We start from the raw sequence: 19,889 nt of genomic DNA, 5'->3' as shown, positions 1-19,889 counted from the left end.
ATGGGATTATTTCGTGCTTTTTATTTCTTCAGCTTGTTATTCCGCCAGTTGTGGTTGCGGCTGTACTACTTCATTCGCTCCAGCTATCCTCAACATATTCGCAATATCTTTAAAACCTCTTTTTTCAGCATATTGCAGCGGCGTAATATTTTCCTTATTGGCCATATTTACATCTGCCCCGTGGTCAATAAGCATTTGAATTACTTTCTTATGACTTTCACTACCATTTCCTAATACAATTGCTTCTAATAAAGCTGTTCCACCACGTTCATTCTTATAATTCACATCAATATCTGTATGCTCTAATAATTCTTTAACAACCTCTACATGGCCACGCTCAGATGCAGAAATAAGTGCTGTTCCACCTGACTTAGTCGTTTCCTTCGTATTAACTCCTGCATTAATTAATACTTTTACAATATCCGTATATCCTTCTCTACTTGCATAAAGAAATGGATTGCTTTGTTTTTCGTCTTGAATTTCAATATCAGCACCCGCATCAATTAATGCTTTAACTGTCTCTACATGATTTTGATACGTCGCTGCAAGGACAGGCGTTTCTCCGTTGTCACCTTCTACATTGATATTCGCTCCATCTTGGATCAGCTTCATAGCTGTTTCTGTGTCTCCAAGCGTCGCAGAAAGTAGCAACTGTTTGTCCATTAAATTTATACTTTTTTCTTCTTTAGATTCTTCCTGTTCTTTATGCTTCTCTTTTTTCTTTTCGTTTTTCACATGAACCGGTTTTGATTCTGGCTCTTCTTGCTTATCGCAAGCCACTACCGTCATTAAAAGTCCTAATAACATACATAATAAAATTTTTTGTTTTCTCACAACTACAGCTCCTATGAAAGATAATGTTTTCTTAACCATTCCTCCATCACATACAATAACTCTTCTTGAGTACATTTATCCATAAGCCCTTTAGATTCCTTCTTTAATCGGATTATCTTAAACTTATACTATGTTTCTCAACCTATTGGAATGATACGCCTGATGGCCTCATCATTAACATTATGAAGCAATTAGTTTAGCACGTTTTTACCGCATTTGTATACATTTCTAAAAAGTACATAAATGATTGCTTTAGGTTACTATATTCCATTGTAACCGTTCTTCTAAAATTTTTACACCTTTTCTATATTTGCACCTGAGTAATAATAGAAAAAGACAACTATATAGTTGTCTTTTTCTATTATTAATGATGCCCACCGTGATTCCCTGTTTTCGGTTTTCCCATCATCTCTTTATTCATTTCCCATTTATGCTCTGATAACTCTTTATACGAAAGAACTTTCCCCTTATAGTTAGATACAAAACTCTCTGCATCTTTTTTATTTTTAAATGAAATGACATTATAAGCCATCGGTGTCGTTATTGTTTTATCATATACGTAAGTAGCATCTTCCAACGAAACCCAATCTTTCGAATCATAATCTCGAACAAATTTTTCTTTCGTCTTTTCACCTGAATTGATCTCCATCCATTTATACATGCAACCAATATCATCAAACTTTAATGCTTTTCCATTTTCTAAAATAATTTCGGTTGCGAATTGATTATCGATTACCCCAATTTGGCAAATGTCACACTTATCATTTTTCTCATTAATCGCAACAGCTGTTAGTTCTTTTTTCCCACATCCTACTATCGTAAATATGAAACATAAACATATAGCAAGTACGACATATTTTACTTTCATCAATATTCCTCCCTAGAAACCGTATACTCCACGAAAAGAATACCAAAAGGTTGTGTGAGATTTGTGAAAAAACAATGTTCTTTTTGTAATATATGGAACAAAAAAGAGATGTGCAGTTACTTCTACACATCTCTCATCATTCACAACCAGTAATTAACAAATCATCTTCTAACTTAACTAATAATGTATCCGTATCAATTTCCTGTCCAACTTCTACATTTACTAATCTTATATTTCCACTGATCCCTACCCCGATTTTCTCAAGCTCACCATCGTACTTTCGAATCATCATTAATTTTTCCCATTCATATACGTAAGAGAATTCATTAATAAAAATCTCCTCTACTTTTCCTTTACATGAACTATAAATTTCTTCTATTCTTGTTTCCATTCAAAATCTACTCCCTACTTCACGCTTCGCTATTTCCATCTTATTCTATCATTCTTGCATACAGGCATTTATCTTTTTAAAAATTCAAAATTACCCTGTGAACAAAATGATCAAAATAAAGATTATGCTTCTAATGATGTTATTTTTCAAATTATTTACCATTCCAATTGAACCTTTTATTATAAACAAAAAACCTTTTATCTGAATTTTTATTTTATTTTGAAAGCGTAATCATTTTTTGAGGGGGAGATTACATGGTAGCATTACTCGGATTTACAATGGTATTTGTCTTTATGTTTTTGATTATGACGAAACGTATGTCTGCATTAGTAGCATTAATATTAGTTCCAATTATTTTCGCATTAATTGGTGGCTTTTATGCCAATATGGGCCCGATGATGTTAGAAGGAATTCAAAAGCTAGCACCTACTGGTATTATGCTTATGTTCGCCATTTTATATTTCGGAATTATGATTGATAGCGGTTTATTTGATCCTGTTATTAGTAAAATTTTAAAATTTGTAAAAGGTGATCCTTTAAAAATTGTTGTTGGTACAGCTATTCTTACTATTATCGTTTCATTAGATGGGGACGGAACAACAACATATATGATTACAGTTTCCGCAATGTATCCACTATATAAACGTCTTGGAATGAATCCACTTATATTAGCTGGGGTTGTTATGTTAGGAGCAGGTGTTACAAATCTTACACCTTGGGGTGGACCAACTGCCCGGGTTATGAGTGCTCTTGGACTTGATGCATCAGAGCTCTTCACACCACTTATACCAGGAATGATTGCTGGTGCAATTTGGGTAGTTTTCGTTGCCTATTATCTTGGAAAAAAAGAAAGAAAACGTTTAGGAATTATGGATGTACAATATTTAAAACAAATGCAAACAATGGATGAGCAAGCTGCGACAGTTGAAGCTGCCGTGCATAAACGCCCTAAACTTCTATGGATTAACTTTTTATTGACCGCTACATTACTTGTCTGTCTCATACTAGAAGTTATGCCGCTACCTGTTCTATTTACAGTCGCTTTTGCTATTGCTGTTATGATTAACTATCCTAACTTAGAACAGCAAAAAGAGCGTATTGCGTCTCACGCTGGAAACGTATTAGCGGTTGTTTCTCTCGTCTTTGCTGCTGGAATTTTCACAGGTATTCTATCTGGAACAAAAATGGTAGATGCAATGGCTCAAAGTGTCGTTACTCTTATACCAGATGCACTTGGCCCCCAACTTCCAATTATTACAGCTCTTCTTAGTATGCCGTTCACATTTTTCATGTCTAATGATGCCTTTTACTTCGGTGTATTACCTATTTTAACGAAAGCTGCTGCCGCTTACGGAATTAGTGCAGCAGAAATGGGACGTGCTTCGTTACTCGGTCAACCTGTTCACTTACTGAGTCCCCTCGTTGCTTCCACTTATTTATTAGTCGGAATGGCCAAGGTTGATTTTGGTGAACACCAACGATTCACTTTACTTTGGGCTGTTGGAACGACAATGGTTATGTTGATTACTGGAATTGTAATTGGAATTATTCCAATATAAGATGAAACTAGAAAAAACAGTAGAGGAAATGTAATAATCCTCTACTGTTTTTATTGTTGTAAAAATCCCCTATGAAGAAACGCGGAAATACCTTCTTTCTGGCCTTCCCACACTTCCATATATAAGCTCCGCATGCACTTTCTTTCCAGAGATCAAATACTCTAAATAGCGCCTAGCAGTTGATCGGCTTACACCTACCATTGAACTTAGTATCTCTGCAGTAATTCCCTCTTCATTAATAGTTAGCATATGCTTTTTTATTTTTGCTAACGTTAAAGGATCGATTCCTTTTGGCGCATATTCTATTGGATTTGCCTGCACCCCTCTTTGGGACCATAGATGTTCAATCTGTTCTGAAGATAATTGAGCATTTTTCTTTAACTTCGTAATCTTCTTTTGATAACCTTCTAAACTTGTTTTAAACCGATCAAATGTAAGTGGCTTTACGATATAATCTGTTACCCCGCCTCGTAAAGCATGCCACACTACATCCGTCTCTGATGCGGCTGTAATCATAATAATATCTGTATCATGCAAATTATGCCTAATATATGTGACGAGTTCTGTCCCTTGCATGTCAGGTAAATATACATCTAGTAAAACGAGTTGTGGCTTTACAAACTCTAGCCATTCTTTCGCCTGTTCCCCAGTCGTTGCTGTTCCAATTACTTTAAACCCCTCAATTTTTTCAGTAAAACGACGATGAATTTCCGCAATCCGAATATCATCTTCTACAATCAATACTTCAATCCCCTCATTCATTACAATTCGCCTCTCTCTTTCGGTAATGCAATGATAAATAAAGCACCACCTAAATCCCCTTTTTCAATCGCAATACTCCCGTTTAAATCTTCTACTAACTCTTTCACTTTTGCTAATCCATACCCACGTTTTTCGCCCACTTTCGTCGAAAAACCTTTATAGAATATACTTGTAATTATTTCATCATGAACACCTTGTCCTGAATCTTCTACTTCAATTAATATTTCTTCCCCAATGTCTGTTACAAACATTCTTACTTTCTTATCATGATCTTGATTTCTTTCAATTGCTTCAAATGCATTCGTGATCAAATTCCCTAAAATAGAAACAACGTAATTACTCTCAATATGCGGACTTAACTCTTCTAAACTACTTTCCCGATCTAACATAAAATCAATCTTCAACTCTCGCGCCCTATTATAAAATCCAATTAAAATCCCACCTAACCATGGATTTTGAATTCGTTTCATAATAAATTGAACGAACTCTTGATATACTGCCGTTTCCTTATGAATAAGCTCTAAAGCATCTTCATAAGACTCTAATTGAATAAGCCCTGAAAGCGTATACAATAAGTTGTTATATTCGTGCGTTTGCGCCCGCAATGCCTCTGTATACTGCCGTGTTTGAGATAATTCCGCTGTTAATTGATCCATCTCAGATTTCAAGCGCAAGCTGGATACTACACCAGTTACTTTATTATTAACTTTAATAGGTAGGCGATTGGCAATAACATCCTGCCCTTTTATATTTAATTGGCGATCAAATTGTTCTTCTCCGGTTTGAAGCACATCCAGTATCGATGAATTAGGAATAACATCTAAAATAAATTCTCCCATTATATTTTGTTGTTTATCTAAAGAAAGGATATCGTATGCCGCTTGATTTACTAAACTAACCATTCCATTTTTATCGATTACTACAATCCCTTCACGTACAGATTGAATAACTGTACTATGCTCCTCGTATAAAGATGAAATTTCTTCTGGCTCCATTCCAAACATCATCCGCTTAATACTTTTTGCTAAATATACAGAGCCCATTATCCCAATTAACAGACCTGTTATTGTAATCCAAAACACACGCTTTCCATACACTTCTATCGCTCCATGAATATCATCCATTGAAAAACCAACAGATACTACACCAATAATTTCATTATCCTGATTACGAATCGGGACTTTTCCGCGTAGTGAAGGCCCTAATGATCCCGTTGCTTTCGAAACATAAGATTCCCCTTCTAATAGAACCCCTTCATTATCTCCGCCAACCATTCTCTCTCCTATTTTATCTCGCTTAGGATGCGCATAACGAATACCATCTTTATTTCCAACTACAATAAAGTCAGCATCTGTTTCGATTCGAATTTTTTCTGCAATTGGCTGAATAATAGAAGCTGGATTTTCTTTTTGAAAAGCTTCCTGGATTTCCGGTATAGCAGCAACTGTTTTCGCAACATGCAACGCTCTTTTTCCGATTTGGTCTTCTACCGTTTCAGATAATATGTAGTAAAATAAATAACTCGTTAACAGAAGCACAGCAAGAATAAGTGTACTAATAGTTAATGTAATTCTCGGTTGTAGTTTCAATTTCTTCAATTTCAAAATCATTCCCCTAACATGGCTAAAGATAGAATTTAAAGAAAATACAGTCTTTTTAATTATCACCTTTTATCATAACACGGTTACTATATATTTCTTTATCTTTATCTTCATAAAGTGAAACTTTAATCAGTGGGGGTTTTGTTCATCCCCCACTGATTATTAGCCTTCACCAATCGGGCATCTACGGGCCGCCCGACTCCCACCTAACTTCTTTGCTCCAGCCGAATTATGAGGTGGGAGTTTTACTGCCCACAAATAGCGGGATAAAAAAAGAAACGAAGTAAAATTACTACCTCGTTTCTTAATGCTTGTTATTACACTTTAAATTTACCAATCATCTCTTGTAATTCTTCAGCCATTCGCGATAAGTGAACTGCTGCTGAATTTATTTCTTCTACTGAAGCTACTTGTTCTTCAGAGGAGCCAGCAATATTTTGAACGCTTGCTGCATTTTCTTCAATCGTTGCTGCAATTTCATTAATAGATGCACTTACTTGTTTTGTATCTATCGTCATTCGCTTCGCTACATCTACCATACTATCAATTTGTACAACTGTATCATTTGTAGATTTCAATATTTCTACAAAGCTTTGCTTCGCCTCATTTGCAACTACAAGCCCTGATTGTACCTCTGTCCCAACTTGATTCATAGAACTTACAGTTTCTTTTATATCAAATTGTATCTCTTTCACTAACTTTCCAATTTCCGTAGAAGACTGTCCCGATTGTTCCGCTAGTTTACGTACTTCATCTGCTACAATTGCAAAACCTCTTCCTTGCTCTCCAGCTCTTGCAGCCTCAATTGCAGCATTTAATGCTAATAAGTTTGTCTGCTGTGCAATATGTTGAATCACTTCTAGAATAGCTCCAATTTGCTTCGACTTATCATCTAATAAAGAAATGACTTTGTCTGACTGTGACACAGATTCATGAATTAATTGCATTTGATTCACAGTTTGTTCAACTAACTTTCCACCATCTTCAGCTTTTTGCTTCGTATACATAGATGCTGTGGACACTAATGAAGAGCTATCCGCAACACGCTGAATTCCTTCTGTAACTTCTTCTAACAAAGTCGCTCCTTCTTCAACTTCCCGCGTTTGTATTTCTGCCCCACTCGATACTTGTTCCATCGCCCTTGTAATTTGTTCCGTCGCTTCACTTGCTTGCTTCATACTAGCTGTTAATTCTTCCGAAGAAGCTGCTACATGACCAGCTGAAGTATTAATATTTGAAATTACATCATGTAATGATGCCGCCATCTCATTAAAGCTTTCACCTAACTGACCAATTTCATCTCTTGAACGAACAGTAATTGACTCCGTTAAGTCACCTTCGCTAATTTTCCTCGCTGATATAACAAGTTGTTTTAACGGTTTAATAATAGATGCGATTATGAAGTAAATTACAATCCCACCAATTATTAATGAGATACCAATAACAGTTAATGTTTTATAGAAAATAGGTTCAGCCGCTTCAATTATTTCTTTTGAAGGCATAATTCCTGCTATTTTCCATCCGGTTTGCTTATTTGTTTTAAAAGTGATATTGCGATCCTCGCCATCTAATGAAAATTGAAAATCACCTGTTTCTTGTTTATACAGTTCCTTTTCAAGTTTCTCTTCTACCTTTTCCCCTGGCTTCAGCATTGGATGTGCTACTACATTTTTATCCTGATCAAAAATTGCAACATACCCTTCTTTACCGATATTAACCATTTTCGAAGTATTTACAATATCATTTATAATTAAATCAATACCGAGAACACCACTTTTATCCTCATTTTGTTTTGCTATTGTAACAACAATATTTCCTGTCGTTTTTGATTTATATGGAGCCGTAATAATTACTTCTCCACTTTTTTTCACTGCCTCTTTATACCAATCTCTTTCTGCCGGATTATACCCTTCTGGCATTTGAATTGCCGGTGATTGAATAAATTGCCCATTACTAGATCCAGTATATATTGCTTCCATTTCTGGATGTAATTTATTATATTCTTCTAATTTATTTTGCACGTTTTGAAGCTGATCTGCTTGATAACTCGCTCCAGTGAATAATTTTGTAAAATATGCTGCGTCTACTTTCTTACTATCTAACTCTTTATTAATTACATTATTTAAAACCTTCACGTTATCTTTTGCTGATTGCAAAATTGTCTCATTAAAATTTTTCTTCGCCTGCTGATAAGACGTCCAACCAATTACAATACTTGGAAGAATTAAAATAATAATAAATGATACAAGTAATTTTGTTTTTAAGCTTCTACTCCTTAATTTTCCTTGAAACATATTCCTACCCCTCCATACCGTTTTAAATGCAATCATTTTACATTTAATCCCTTTATACAAATCATACGATTTAAATGCATTGATGAGACCCTCTTTCTTTTTTCCCTCATCTTTCTCTACATTTAAAGTATTGTTACATACCTTTTTCATTCTATAGAATTTAAATAATTAAAACAATATATAAAAATGTATATTATTCTAAATATTACATTTCACGAAAGAACCTCTAGTATCCCATTTACTAGAGGTTCTTTCCACCTTACTATTTTTTATCTTTTTCTATTTCTTTTTTCCCATCTTCTACTACAGATACAACAGGTTTATCGTTTGATATTTGCTGCACGGCACCTTTTCCAGCGAATCCTTCTAGTAATTCTTTTAAATCAATACCAGAAGAAGCTTTTAAAGTTTCTTGCATTGTTGCCATTAAATCGGTCGCATACCCTGCAACTTTCCCGGCGCCGCTATTCTTTCCACCACCGCCTGTATCAACGACTGTAATTTTATCAATGTTGCTAAGCGGACTCGCAATTTCTTTCGCATAACTTGGAAGCATTTTAAGAACCATATCCATAATCGCGGCTTGCCCATATAATTCAAATGCTTCTGCAATTTTTTGTTTCGCTTCTGCTTCTGCTAAACCTTTTAACCTAATAACATCTGCTTCCGCTGTACCTTGCGCCTTTTGTACTTCCGCTTTCGCTTGACCTTGCGCTTTTTCAATTTCTGCTTTTGCTAAACCTTCTACACGTACTTCTTCTGCACGTGCTCTTGCTTCTGCTTCAATTTTATATTGATCCGCATCTGCTTTTTTCATTTGTTTTACTTTTTCCGCTTCAGCTGATTGTTCAACAGCATAGCGATCTGCATCTGCCTTTTTCTTTACTTCTGCATCGTATTGCTTTTCACGACGCGCAATCTCTTTTTCTTCTAACTCAATTTGCTTTTCACGCTCAATGATTTTAACTCGCATTTGCTCTTCTGTAACACCTTGTTGTGCTTTCGCTTGTTGTAATTCATAAGAAAGATCTGCATCTGCACGAGCTTGTTCTTGGTCTCTCTTATAAGATTGTACTTTTAATTCCTTATGTTTTTCAGCTTCAGCGATTTGTGCATCACGTTGATATTCCGCTTCTTTTGCTTCTTTCTCAGCACGAGCTTTTTCAATTCGTGCCTCTTTTTCACGCTCTGCATTTGCAACTGTTGCATCACGCTTAACCATTGCAATTTGCGGCTGACCAAGTGCATCTAAGTAACCGTTTTTATCCATTATTTCTTTAATTGTAAAGGAAACGATGCGAAGTCCCATCTTCTTCAAATCAGTAGAAGCCACTTCATGCACCTTTTGTGCGAATTGCTCTCTATTACTATAAGCATCTTCTACTGTCATAGAAGATAAAATAGCACGTAGATGCCCTTCTAAAACTTCTTTTGCTTCTACTTTTAACTCTTCCGTTTCTTTTCCTAAATATTGTTCAGCTGCTGTAGAAACTTCTTCAATTGTCGATCCTACTTTAATAATAGAAACACCGTTTACTGTAATCGGTACACCTTGTTTCGTATACGTATCACGTGTTCCAACTTCTAATTTGTAGTTTAATAAGCTAAGAAGTTCTGCCCGTTGCATAATTGGAACAACGAAAGTACCACCACCGCGGATAATCTTAATCTTCTTTCCATCATCAGTGGTAACGACATTCTTTCCACCACCAAGCCAGTTCCCCGTTACAATTAATGCTTCGTCCGGGCCAACTGTACGATACTTCGTAATAAATACTAAAATGAGTAGAAGTAAAATTGCGAGTAAAACTCCACCGATAATTAATGGAATCGTCATGTAAATTCCCCCTTATAATTTTGGTTTTTTTAAAGAATAAGCAATGTTTTGTACAAGTAAAACACCATCTTGAACTCCCTCAATAATGACCTCGGTTCCTTGTGAAATATCTTTTTTCCCAATTGTTTTCGCTGGTATTGCATTACTTCCAAATTGAGATGAGATTAATACTTCACCAAACCCTTCTGTAGGAATTGTCGTAATGACTTCCCCCTTGCAACCAATGAATTCATCCATACGTTGCACAGTATTTTGTTCCGCTTCTGCAATTGGTTTTAAAATTAGTATTTTCATTATGAAAACACCGATAAAAGATATAGCAAATGAGGACCCGAAAATAACGAGACTATTATAAGAATATAAATATTCTCCTATATAACTAAATCCACATAACATTGCAAAAAAACTAAGTAATAAAGTTACAACGGATACAGATCCTCCACCAAAGCTAAATATTGATTCAAATATATCTCCAAAGAAGATATAAATGACAGTAAGTATAGTTGCAATTATGAATCCGTATAAATAAATTGTTTCAAGTGGATAACCAAACAAGACCATTTCTTATCCCCCTTTCTTAAACAATCCCTTTTTTGTTATGTGTATGCCCCACCTCTTTCAAAAAATATTAATCTTAATTTTCAGTTATTTATTTTTTAAAGAAAAACCTGTAAGATAGGTCTCTAAAAAAGAACAGGAGAAACCTATTGTGACAGGCTCCTCCTAGTAAATAACCGATATATTGTATATCTATATAATATACTATTTTCCACAAAAAGTAAAGTTAAACATACATTGGAAGAGTACTTATTTTACTGATAATGTGTATGTTCCATCACCATTATCATATTTATATACATACAAGTAATACTTACCTGGTTTTGCATTAAATTTTGCTTCTATATGATTTCCATTAGCTTGACCGTAAGCTGCGTAATTTTGCATATCTGATTCATGGTGAAGTACCCATGTCATCCCGATTCCATACTCATTTAAAACAGAAATATCGATATCTTTCGCTGATGCGACATTAAATGTATAAACATCGGTGTGATCCCCACCGATAAGGCTACCTTTTATAGTAGTGTTTAACCCAATACGATTTGCTTCTTCTGGACGATTATTTGGTTCTGATTCTGTTACACTTCCATCTTTAATTGTAACAGTTGTTTCGCTTCTACTCTCTTTTCCTTTATCATCTTTTACTACTAACGCCACTTTATAAGTTCCTTCTCTTTCATATGCATGTACTGGATTAACTTCTTTACTTGTTCTGCCGTCTCCAAAATCCCATAAATAAGAAACGATTTTTCCATCTTCGTCTTTTGATCCATCACTTTTGAATTGAATTCCTTCTTTTACAAACCCATTATAAGGTCCGTTTACATTAACCGTCGGAGCTTTATTTTCTCCGTCATCTTTTGCGATACCGTGGAAGACTACATCATATTCAAATTGATTAGAGCTATTCACACGGTAATTGACGAAATATGCTGTAACAGTTTTGTAGCCACTCCATTCTTTTTGCGCCAATTGTTCTAAAGCTTCATTTACTCTTTTACTCATTGCTTTCCAGTCTTCTGACTCACCTTTTGTTACACTACCTGTAAATGTACCTTCTAATGTAAATGTATTAAAGAATTGAGATGTATGCTTTGTCATTTTTGTATCTTTCATAGACAACGTTTCACTAATTTCTTTCTTCACTTCTGTTAGTGCTTTTGGTGCATGTTCAGCTAAATAATCATCTGCTACTTCCGGCACATTGTACTTATCTTGATTATCAATTAGCTGCTGCATATACTCTTGATACTCTTTATTTAACTTAGAATCTTTACTTAAAGTCTCACGATACGTATCATAATTTCCCACATCATTCGCACGAATTAAATCTTGAATTTTATCAAACGTTTCAAATTGATGAGTATATAAGTAAGACTGCAATGCGAACGAGTAGTTATAGAAATCCCAAGAACCATATTTAGCAAATAGTGTACGCTCTGCTGTATAACGGCTTGCAGGGTCAGATGATAATCCACTAATGATGCTCTTTCTTGGTACAACGTTATTTGTACGAGTAGATCCTGCGAAAAATTCTGCATTCCCTTCTTGGAACCAAGTTAATCTTTCATTTTGATACATATCTCCTCTTCCAAATAAACCAGGAACTTCATATCTCCCTTGAAGATAATGAGTAAACTCATGACGGAATAACTCTTCTAAACTATAAATACTTTGCTCTGGCGTACGCTCATATGTAAAGAATGTCCCTGTCTCTTCAATATAAATTCCACCGTTGTTTGTTTCATATCCATACAATTGTCTATTTAACTGGTATTCGTCTGGAGTATTATAGATTACTATCGTTAATACGTCGTCTGCATTACCTTGTTCTAAAGCTTTGTCATTTCCGATCACACGGTGATATTGCGCTTTTACTTCCTTCGCAGCCCAATATAATCTCTTAATTTTTTCTTCTGACACTTTATCCCCAGTTTTAAATACAATAGATCCATCATCGAATGTATACGTTTTTGGTAAGTATTGCTCTTTTCCTTCTTTACGTATCTTCTCTAAATCTACCGTATTCCCGCTATAATCTTTCCCGTTATAGTTTGTTGTAATTTGTTCTACTGCAACAAAATACGGTTCACTTAAACGTGGATACATATGCATTGCTTGTGTAACAACTTCTAATCCTTTATTTGGATTGCTATGAAACTTACCTAAACGACTAGCAAAATAAATTCCATTATTAACGAGCCATTTATTTTCTGGCGTTACGTCATTTAGAAGAGCAATACGATTTATTTCATTAATAAACCCATCTACTTTTCCATACCACATCGTTTCATTCGCTTCTTTACGAGCCTCATTTAAGTAAGACTGTATATCATAATCAATGCCTTGCATCATATCGTATACAGCTTGTCCTTTCATACGATCGTCTACATATGCATTAAAATTATCATTATATTGTTTTAAAATATTCGATGCGTATTGCACCGTTTCAACATCACTTGATGCATTACTAATTAATTTTCCGTATGCAGATACGACTGTATCTTGCTCATTTGTTCCAAGCTTAAAGTTGGGATTTTTCGCAATAGCTTTTAACGCTGGTAAACATTTGTCCTGGAAACTTCTTTCATTTAAGTCGCTTAATTCATTATTATAAAATGCAAGATAAAAAGCTGAACGTAACACTTCAGTAAACGTTTGAATTCCTTTTGAATCATCTTTCGTAAATGTACTACCTCTATGAGCTAATTCGTCTATAATTACTTGCATTTTTCCGTTATCTTTATAAAAGGCTTTTGCATCTTCATTAAACTGGAATAAGTCTGTAATTTGGTGCCACTTAATACTGCCTAACGTTTCAATTAATTCTTGATCATTCATTTTGTTTAAATCAGCCATTGAATAGCTTTCTTTAGCTTGCTTTACTGCCGAGTTCTTCGTAATAGATGCTGGTCGCTGTGAAAAATCTCCTACTTTTAAACGTTCTTGAAACGATAATGTTTCATCAACTTTCGAAATATGCCCAACTTCATCTACTGGTTTTTCAATTCCAACCGGCTTCGTTTTCAACACATTATACGGTACTTTTTCTTCCGCTGATGCATGAGTTTGAAGTGCCCCTAACGATAGAGCCATTGTACTAATACTAAGCATAACTTTATTAATCTTTGATTTCTTGTTCATATCCTTGTCCCCCTATTTAAATATTCCATCCAAGAATTTAACATAAAATCCAGATACAGAAATATAAAATGCAATATTTCATATTATTTCTTCCTACATTTTGTACATATCGTGAACGCCCTTGCCTTTATCTAACCTCCAATGATTATGAATCTATAGCGATTAAACTGTCCTTTTACACACGATAAAAAAACGAATTTTTTGACAATTAAACCTTTAATTGTTATGATTAATATAATTGTTAACTTTATTAAATAAAGGTGGGATTCTATGATAAAAAAAGAGAACAGTGTATTCTATATCTCCATCTTGCTAACAACATTATTCATCATATGGGGAATTACCCCGGCAAGTTGGATACAAGGCTATGATTTACAAAGCGTTACATCTTCTTTAAACTCATTCATTCTCAATAAATTTGGATGGTTTTACTCTCTACTTATGACCTCAATGCTTATTTTAGCTACTTATTTAGCATTTTCTAAGTATGGATCTATTCGTCTTAGTAAAGATGGAGAAAAACCAAAGTATAGTTATCCATCTTGGCTATCCATGTTGTTTGGGGCAGGAATGGGAATTGGACTCCTCTTTTACGGAATTACTGAACCGATTTCACATTTTACAGATCCATTAACAGGAAAAGCAGGCACAGAAGAAAGCGCCAAGCTCGCTATGCAATATTCATTTTTCCACTGGGGACTCTTTCCGTGGTCACTATACGCGATGGTTGCTTTAACAATTGCATATTTCACGTTCCGCAAACAAAAAGGTAGCACAATTGGTGCTACAGTTACTCCATTATTTAATCGATCGAAAAATTCTCCTATCGGAAAAACAGTCGATATTTTAGCTGTTTTAGCCACAGTATTCGGGATTGTGCCATCTGTTGGGATCGGTGCTCAACAAATCGCCGGAGGATTAAGCTATTTATTCCCTTCTATTCATAACACTTTACTTACACAGCTCGTACTTATCGCCATCTTCGCTGTTTTATATTTAACAAGTGCACAAACTGGCTTAGATCGTGGGATTAAATATTTGAGTAACTTAAATTTCTCTCTTGCAGGTATTTTACTCGTCTCCTTTTTACTTTTAGGACCAACTGTATTTATTATGAAATATTTCACATCTACACTCGGTTCTTATATTGGGGCTTTACCTAGTATGGGATTAAATTTAGGAGCATTTAATGAAAAATCTTCTTCTTGGATTGAAAACTGGACTATTTTTTATTGGGGATGGTGGATTTCTTGGTCTCCATTCGTTGGCACATTCATCGCCCGTATTTCTAAAGGGCGCACAATAAAAGAATTTATTTTTGGAGTTGTATTAGTTCCAACTCTTATCTGTACATTTTGGTTTGCAGTATTTGGCGGTACCGCTATCCATATGGAAATGTTCCAATCGCTTGGAATAGCTGATGAAATCGCAAAAAATGGTACAGAGATTGGATTATTTGCTGTTATTTCACACCTACCATTCTCTACATTTTTAACAATTATCGGGTTAATTTTAGTAGCCACATTTTTCGTTACTTCTGCCGACTCGGCAACATTTGTTGTTTCAATGCAAACGAGTAACGGAAGCTTATCACCGAAAAACAGTTTAAAACTTATATGGGGATTAACAATCGCGATAATTGCAGCTATTTTATTACAAGCAGGAGGACTAAATGCACTACAAATTGCAGCTATAATTGCAGCTCTACCATTTTCTATCGTAGTCGTCCTTATGGTTACTTCGCTCTTTAAAGAGCTGAGAAAGGAAGATGTTAATTCGCAAACAAAAGAAGTTCCACAAAAGATAAAAAAGGTTATGTAACAATTAGCACCTCTTCTAAATGGGGGTATTCGCTCCTCAGATTAGTCCTGAATCCGTTATTACTGAGAGCGGCAAAGTAAATTAAATAAAACCCATTCGTATGAAATATAATTTTCATACGAATGGGTTTTTACTCTATTATATAGTGCTGTAAACATGCTTTCTCCTCAAAACCTACTTTCTTGTACAACTTCATCGCACGAACATTATTCGTATTCAAACATAGTTCTATCTCTCTCATCCCTTGAAAGGAGAAAATATACTGAATTGCACCTTGTAATAACCGCTCTCCAACACCTTTTCTTCTACTATTTTCAGTGGTTGCAATAAATTCTATATTCGCTTCTTGAAACTCCGGATTTACTTCAATATATACATAACCTTCTAACTTATCATTCTTCATACTTACAAATAATTTATTCGTATCACTTAAACGTTTGATAATTTCATTTCCTTCATAATATGTATTAGGGAAAACATTATTGTGTAAAGTAATAAACTACTCAAATACTTTTGGTAAAGCTTCTTCTACATTACATATAATACGTTGTCCCGCAATATTATTTAAAATGAGAATACTATGTCGATCTTGTTCTTTAGCATGTAAATCCTTCATTAAGCGGGCACAATTATTATTTTCCACATGATAAAAACCATAAAATTTCTCAATATGAAAAGGCACCTTTTCTATAAGTTCCTTCCACATATGTAAAGTAACTTCTTCCCAATTCTCTGCAATAATAAAAGGCCCCCATATTTCTGCACATTTTTTTACTTCATCCACATCAAATCCTAATACACCTATTATTTTATTATTTTCATAAGTAATAACAAAAGATTGTTTCCAGCCTATATCAGAAAAATCATGGGTAATTGTCTGTAATAACTCCTCTTTCTCATCTCCACAATAACCAACATGATGCGTAGCATCTTTATTTACAGTTGCAATAAATGATGCCACTTCTTCGATTTTCAAAATAGAACTAACATGCATAACCTCTCCTCCTTCTCTAATACATTTACACTTTCCTCATTTATATCCTTCTAAAAAAAGACATCATCATAAGCATATTTCAAAATGAAATCGCCATGATAATGTCTTCTCAAAAACTCATATAATCACTTTACATTATAATAAGATAAAACGTTTTTATTTCTTAAATAATCTCTTTCTAAATACAAACATACTCAGTGCTGAAAGAACTAATGCTACGCCTGAAAGTAACGTTGATGTATTCGCTTGTCCACCTGTTGCTCCTAGCGACTTCTTACTTTCTTCTTGTTTATTAACAACTGGTTTATTTTCTTTCATGCTTTGATTCTCTACTACTTTTTCTGTCACAACCTGATTATTCACGTTTTGTTCTTGAACTACTGTGGCTTGATTTATTTCTTCTTTCGATTTTTCAATCTCTCGTGCTACTTCTTTTTCTTTCGCCCCTTCAACTTCTGTTGTTGGCTCTTTCACTTCTTGCGAGCCTTCAGCTTCTTTTGCTGGTTCTTTTGATTCTTCAACTTCTTTTGCAGGCTCTTTCACTTCTTCTTTTGGTCCTTCAACTTCTTTTGCAGGCTCTTTTACTTCTTCTTTTGATCCTTCAACTTCTTTTGCTGGTTCTTTTACTTCTTCTTTTGATCCTTCAACTTCTTTTGTCGGTTCTTTCACTTCTTCTTTCGTTTCTTCAACTTCTTTTGCTGGCTCTTTTACTTCTTCTTTCGTTTCTTCAACTTCTTTTTCCGGTTCTTTCACTTCTTCTTTCGCTTCCTCAACTTCTTTTTCCGGTTCTTTCACTTCTTCTTTTTCAACTATATTCTGGATTACTGTTCCGTTAAAGCTTATACTAGTTTCATCCGAATCTAAATCAAATTTATATACCTTTTCACCTGGAGTACTCCATTTCATTACTCCGTTATTAAACGTTCCACCCTCACTTGTTAGTTTAATATTCTCAATAGTTTCCCCTTCTAAATCATATACCGGAACTTGAATTTCTTCATTTACTTTCGCTTCATTTAAAATGATTTTTTGTCTTCCGGCATCAATTGAAAACCATTGACCTAATTGTATTAACGGTCTTACATCACGAATCTCATTTCCATCTAATTTTAAACTGAGTAGGTCTAACATTGAACCAAGAACTGATACATCTTTAATATGATTATCCGCAAGGTTTAACCACTGTAAATTTTCCAGTGAAGATAACGGCGTTATATCTTCAATTTTATTATGAGATACATTCACGTCTTTCAATTGTTTCAAGTTTGAAATGAACTCAATATTTTTCAACCCTACTCCTTCTAAAGTGAGGTTTTCTAAGTTCGTCATATATTCTAAACCAGTTAGATCTTTTATCTCTTTTCCTTTTTCTTTAAGTATCTCTAATGTTTTAATCTGCAATAAATCTTCTTTTGTTATAGGGGCATTTAGATTCTCTCTACCAAAATTCTTTTTATTAATATGTTGTTGTAAATTTTTATCAAGAATTACATTTTTACTTTCTGTTTGTTTTTCAACTATACTTTGTATAACCGTCCCATTAAATCTTATTTTACTTTCAGCAGAATTCGTATCTAGTTTAAATTCATATGTTTTTTCTCCAGGGCTATTCCATTTTATAAACCCGTTATTCAGAGTAGCCTCTTCACTTTTCACATTAATATTTTGAAGTGTTTCTCCTTTAAGATTGTATATTGGAATTTTTATTTCTTCATCCACGCTTGCTTCATCTAAAAAGATTTTTTGTCTTTGAATATCGATATACATTCTTTTTCCTAATTCTTGGACAGGTCTAACATCACGAATTTCATTCGAACCCAGCTTTAAATCATATAAACCTGTTAATTGACTAAGTGGTGTTATATCTGAAATATAGTTTTCCTCTAAATTAAGTGATTGTACAGTAGATAATCTTAATAAAGGTTCGATGTTTTTTAATTCATTTTTAGAAAGGTCTAACTCCACTAACTTTTTCATTGAGGTAATATGCTCGATATTAGTAAGTCCATTGTTACTTAAAGATAAATTCTTCACATTTTTCAATTGCTCAATCCCAGCAAGATTAGCATTACTAATTTGATTATTTGCTACAGTCAAAGTCCTTAAAGTCGTTACTGTAAATAATGGTTTAATATCTTTTATATAATTGCTATTTAAATCTAACATTTTAATCTTCTTCATTTGACTCAATGGGCTTAAATCTGAAATTTTATTGTTTCTCAAACTTAAAATCTCAACATGCTCTAACTCAGCCAAAGGTCCAATATCTTCGAGTTCACCATAAGTTATACTTAATGATTTTAATTGTCTCAACTTCGAGATAAACTGTATATTTTTTAACTTAACTTCTTCCAACGTTAAGTTTTCTAAGTTCGTCATATATTCTAGACCGCTTACGTCTTTTATTCCTTTACTTTTTGCCTCAACAACTATTAAAGATTTAACTTTTAATAAATCTTCCTTAGTTATTGGCGTATTTAGATTCTCTCTATTCAAGTTATATTTATTAATATGCATTTACAATTGCTTATCTACTATTACATTTCCATCTTGTTGATCCACTTTATCCTCTTTATTTTCCTTTTGATCTTTTGGAACATTGTTTTCTAGATTTAACGCATTTACTTCAAACTGCACCTGGTACTTATTATCATAGGCCATTGTCGGAATATAAATATGCATTTGCATATTATATCTTTTTCCTAATTCTCCAACTTCAAATTGAATAACCTTCGTCCCATTTTTCTTTTTATCCTCTGATATGACTTTTACATCATGGAATACACCAGGAATATCAATATCCTCTGTTTTCAAGTATTCGAAGAAATCACTATCACTTAACGTTGCCGTTACAATTTCCTTCCCATTCTCAATGGTTAATTTAGGATCTTTTATATAAACAGCTGCCATAGACTCTTCATTCGTTTTATCTTTATACGCTTTAATAACAGCATCATATGTACCATCTTCTAAAGCATGTCCAGTTTTGTTCGCCTCAATTGCTACAGCTGCTAAAGCAGGCGTTGAATACGTAGCAAATGGAAGCGATAACGCCGCAGCGATAATCATCGCATTTATATGTTTTCTTTTATTTCTTTCCAACTTTACATCTCCTCCAAAATATATAAATCAAAATGTAATCATTTCTCGAATAAATGATAATGATTTTCATTATCATTGTCAACTAAAAAAATAAAAAGTTTACAAAAAAATAATCCCTTTA

Annotated in this window: 11 protein-coding genes and 3 pseudogenes; 2 read left to right on the top strand and 12 right to left on the bottom strand. The window is 34.1% G+C overall.

Annotation, left to right across the window (positions count from 1 at the left end; genetic code table 11):
* Window positions 1–36: 36 nt before the first annotated feature.
* The 3 genes from AC1DKZ_RS25325 to AC1DKZ_RS25315 form a co-directional block, all read right to left on the bottom strand.
* The gene (locus tag AC1DKZ_RS25325; RefSeq protein WP_002029673.1) at window positions 37–909 is read right to left on the bottom strand and encodes an ankyrin repeat domain-containing protein; all 873 of its coding nucleotides are present in this window, start codon (window positions 907–909) and stop codon (window positions 37–39) included.
* Between the two features lie 289 nt (window positions 910–1,198).
* Window positions 1,199–1,702 carry a nitrous oxide reductase accessory protein NosL gene (locus AC1DKZ_RS25320; protein ID WP_044444442.1) on the bottom strand — a complete coding sequence of 168 codons (504 nt, stop codon included), beginning with the start codon at window positions 1,700–1,702 and terminating at the stop codon, window positions 1,199–1,201.
* Window positions 1,703–1,838: 136 nt separating this feature from the next.
* Window positions 1,839–2,093: a hypothetical protein gene (locus AC1DKZ_RS25315; protein WP_088038393.1), complete on the bottom strand. Its 255-nt coding sequence runs from the start codon at window positions 2,091–2,093 to the stop codon at window positions 1,839–1,841.
* A gap of 254 nt (window positions 2,094–2,347) precedes the next feature.
* On the opposite strand from AC1DKZ_RS25315, the gene AC1DKZ_RS25310 reads away from it, so the two are divergent.
* Complete coding sequence (locus tag AC1DKZ_RS25310) at window positions 2,348–3,652, top strand: CitMHS family transporter (RefSeq protein WP_044444440.1); 1,305 nt, start codon at window positions 2,348–2,350, stop codon at window positions 3,650–3,652.
* Between the two features lie 69 nt (window positions 3,653–3,721).
* On the opposite strand, the gene AC1DKZ_RS25305 is transcribed toward AC1DKZ_RS25310, so the two are convergent.
* The 7 genes and pseudogenes from AC1DKZ_RS25305 to colA all read right to left on the bottom strand — a co-directional run bounded on the left by AC1DKZ_RS25305 (window position 3,722) and on the right by colA (window position 13,851).
* Complete coding sequence (locus AC1DKZ_RS25305; RefSeq protein WP_016101865.1) at window positions 3,722–4,414, bottom strand: response regulator; 693 nt, start codon at window positions 4,412–4,414, stop codon at window positions 3,722–3,724.
* Window positions 4,414–6,024 (bottom strand): ATP-binding protein, encoded by a 1,611-nt coding sequence (locus AC1DKZ_RS25300; protein ID WP_431182336.1) that lies wholly within the window; start codon window positions 6,022–6,024, stop codon window positions 4,414–4,416. The genes AC1DKZ_RS25305 and AC1DKZ_RS25300 overlap by 1 nt, the downstream gene beginning before the upstream one ends.
* A gap of 308 nt (window positions 6,025–6,332) precedes the next feature.
* Window positions 6,333–7,151, bottom strand: a complete 819-nt coding sequence (locus AC1DKZ_RS25295) for a methyl-accepting chemotaxis protein (RefSeq protein ID WP_369811976.1) — start codon at window positions 7,149–7,151, stop codon at window positions 6,333–6,335.
* Between the two features lie 120 nt (window positions 7,152–7,271).
* A pseudogene (locus tag AC1DKZ_RS25290) lies at window positions 7,272–8,309 on the bottom strand (HAMP domain-containing protein); the annotation flags it as partial.
* A 262-nt stretch (window positions 8,310–8,571) separates the two neighbouring features.
* On the bottom strand, window positions 8,572–10,146 hold the full coding sequence (locus AC1DKZ_RS25285) for a flotillin family protein (RefSeq protein ID WP_088038384.1): 1,575 nt from the start codon (window positions 10,144–10,146) through the stop codon (window positions 8,572–8,574).
* A gap of 12 nt (window positions 10,147–10,158) precedes the next feature.
* On the bottom strand, window positions 10,159–10,707 hold the full coding sequence (locus tag AC1DKZ_RS25280; protein ID WP_088038382.1) for an NfeD family protein: 549 nt from the start codon (window positions 10,705–10,707) through the stop codon (window positions 10,159–10,161).
* A 246-nt stretch (window positions 10,708–10,953) separates the two neighbouring features.
* A complete protein-coding gene (gene colA, locus AC1DKZ_RS25275) occupies window positions 10,954–13,851 on the bottom strand; it encodes a collagenase ColA (RefSeq protein WP_476997292.1) in 2,898 nt (965 codons plus the stop codon).
* A gap of 270 nt (window positions 13,852–14,121) precedes the next feature.
* Between colA and opuD the strand changes: the two genes are divergently transcribed.
* On the top strand, window positions 14,122–15,672 hold the full coding sequence (gene opuD / locus AC1DKZ_RS25270) for a glycine betaine transporter OpuD (protein ID WP_000591600.1): 1,551 nt from the start codon (window positions 14,122–14,124) through the stop codon (window positions 15,670–15,672).
* Between the two features lie 130 nt (window positions 15,673–15,802).
* Here opuD and AC1DKZ_RS25265 read toward each other — a convergent pair.
* Together AC1DKZ_RS25265 and AC1DKZ_RS25260 are read right to left on the bottom strand one after the other, a co-directional pair.
* Window positions 15,803–16,666 (bottom strand): annotated as a pseudogene (locus tag AC1DKZ_RS25265) (GNAT family N-acetyltransferase).
* 156 nt (window positions 16,667–16,822) lie between these two features.
* Window positions 16,823–19,768, bottom strand: a pseudogene (locus AC1DKZ_RS25260) (leucine-rich repeat domain-containing protein).
* Window positions 19,769–19,889 lie beyond the last annotated feature (121 nt).

The organism is Bacillus sp. 05T21 (assembly GCF_056396785.1).
This window is presented reverse-complemented; position numbering and strand designations above follow the sequence as displayed.

Bases quoted from the DNA above. Each gene is read 5' to 3' on its own strand.
- AC1DKZ_RS25285 (WP_088038384.1), bottom strand. From the start codon at position 10,146: ATGACGATTCCATTAATTATCGGTGGAGTTTTACTCGCAATTTTACTT.
- colA (WP_476997292.1), bottom strand. From the start codon at position 13,851: ATGAACAAGAAATCAAAGATTAATAAAGTTATGCTTAGTATTAGTACA.
- AC1DKZ_RS25325 (WP_002029673.1), bottom strand. From the start codon at position 909: ATGTACTCAAGAAGAGTTATTGTATGTGATGGAGGAATGGTTAAGAAA.
- opuD (WP_000591600.1), top strand. From the start codon at position 14,122: ATGATAAAAAAAGAGAACAGTGTATTCTATATCTCCATCTTGCTAACA.
- AC1DKZ_RS25280 (WP_088038382.1), bottom strand. From the start codon at position 10,707: ATGGTCTTGTTTGGTTATCCACTTGAAACAATTTATTTATACGGATTC.
- AC1DKZ_RS25300 (WP_431182336.1), bottom strand. From the start codon at position 6,024: ATGATTTTGAAATTGAAGAAATTGAAACTACAACCGAGAATTACATTA.
- AC1DKZ_RS25320 (WP_044444442.1), bottom strand. From the start codon at position 1,702: ATGAAAGTAAAATATGTCGTACTTGCTATATGTTTATGTTTCATATTT.
- AC1DKZ_RS25295 (WP_369811976.1), bottom strand. From the start codon at position 7,151: ATGGAACAAGTATCGAGTGGGGCAGAAATACAAACGCGGGAAGTTGAA.
- AC1DKZ_RS25310 (WP_044444440.1), top strand. From the start codon at position 2,348: ATGGTAGCATTACTCGGATTTACAATGGTATTTGTCTTTATGTTTTTG.
- AC1DKZ_RS25315 (WP_088038393.1), bottom strand. From the start codon at position 2,093: ATGGAAACAAGAATAGAAGAAATTTATAGTTCATGTAAAGGAAAAGTA.
- AC1DKZ_RS25305 (WP_016101865.1), bottom strand. From the start codon at position 4,414: ATGAATGAGGGGATTGAAGTATTGATTGTAGAAGATGATATTCGGATT.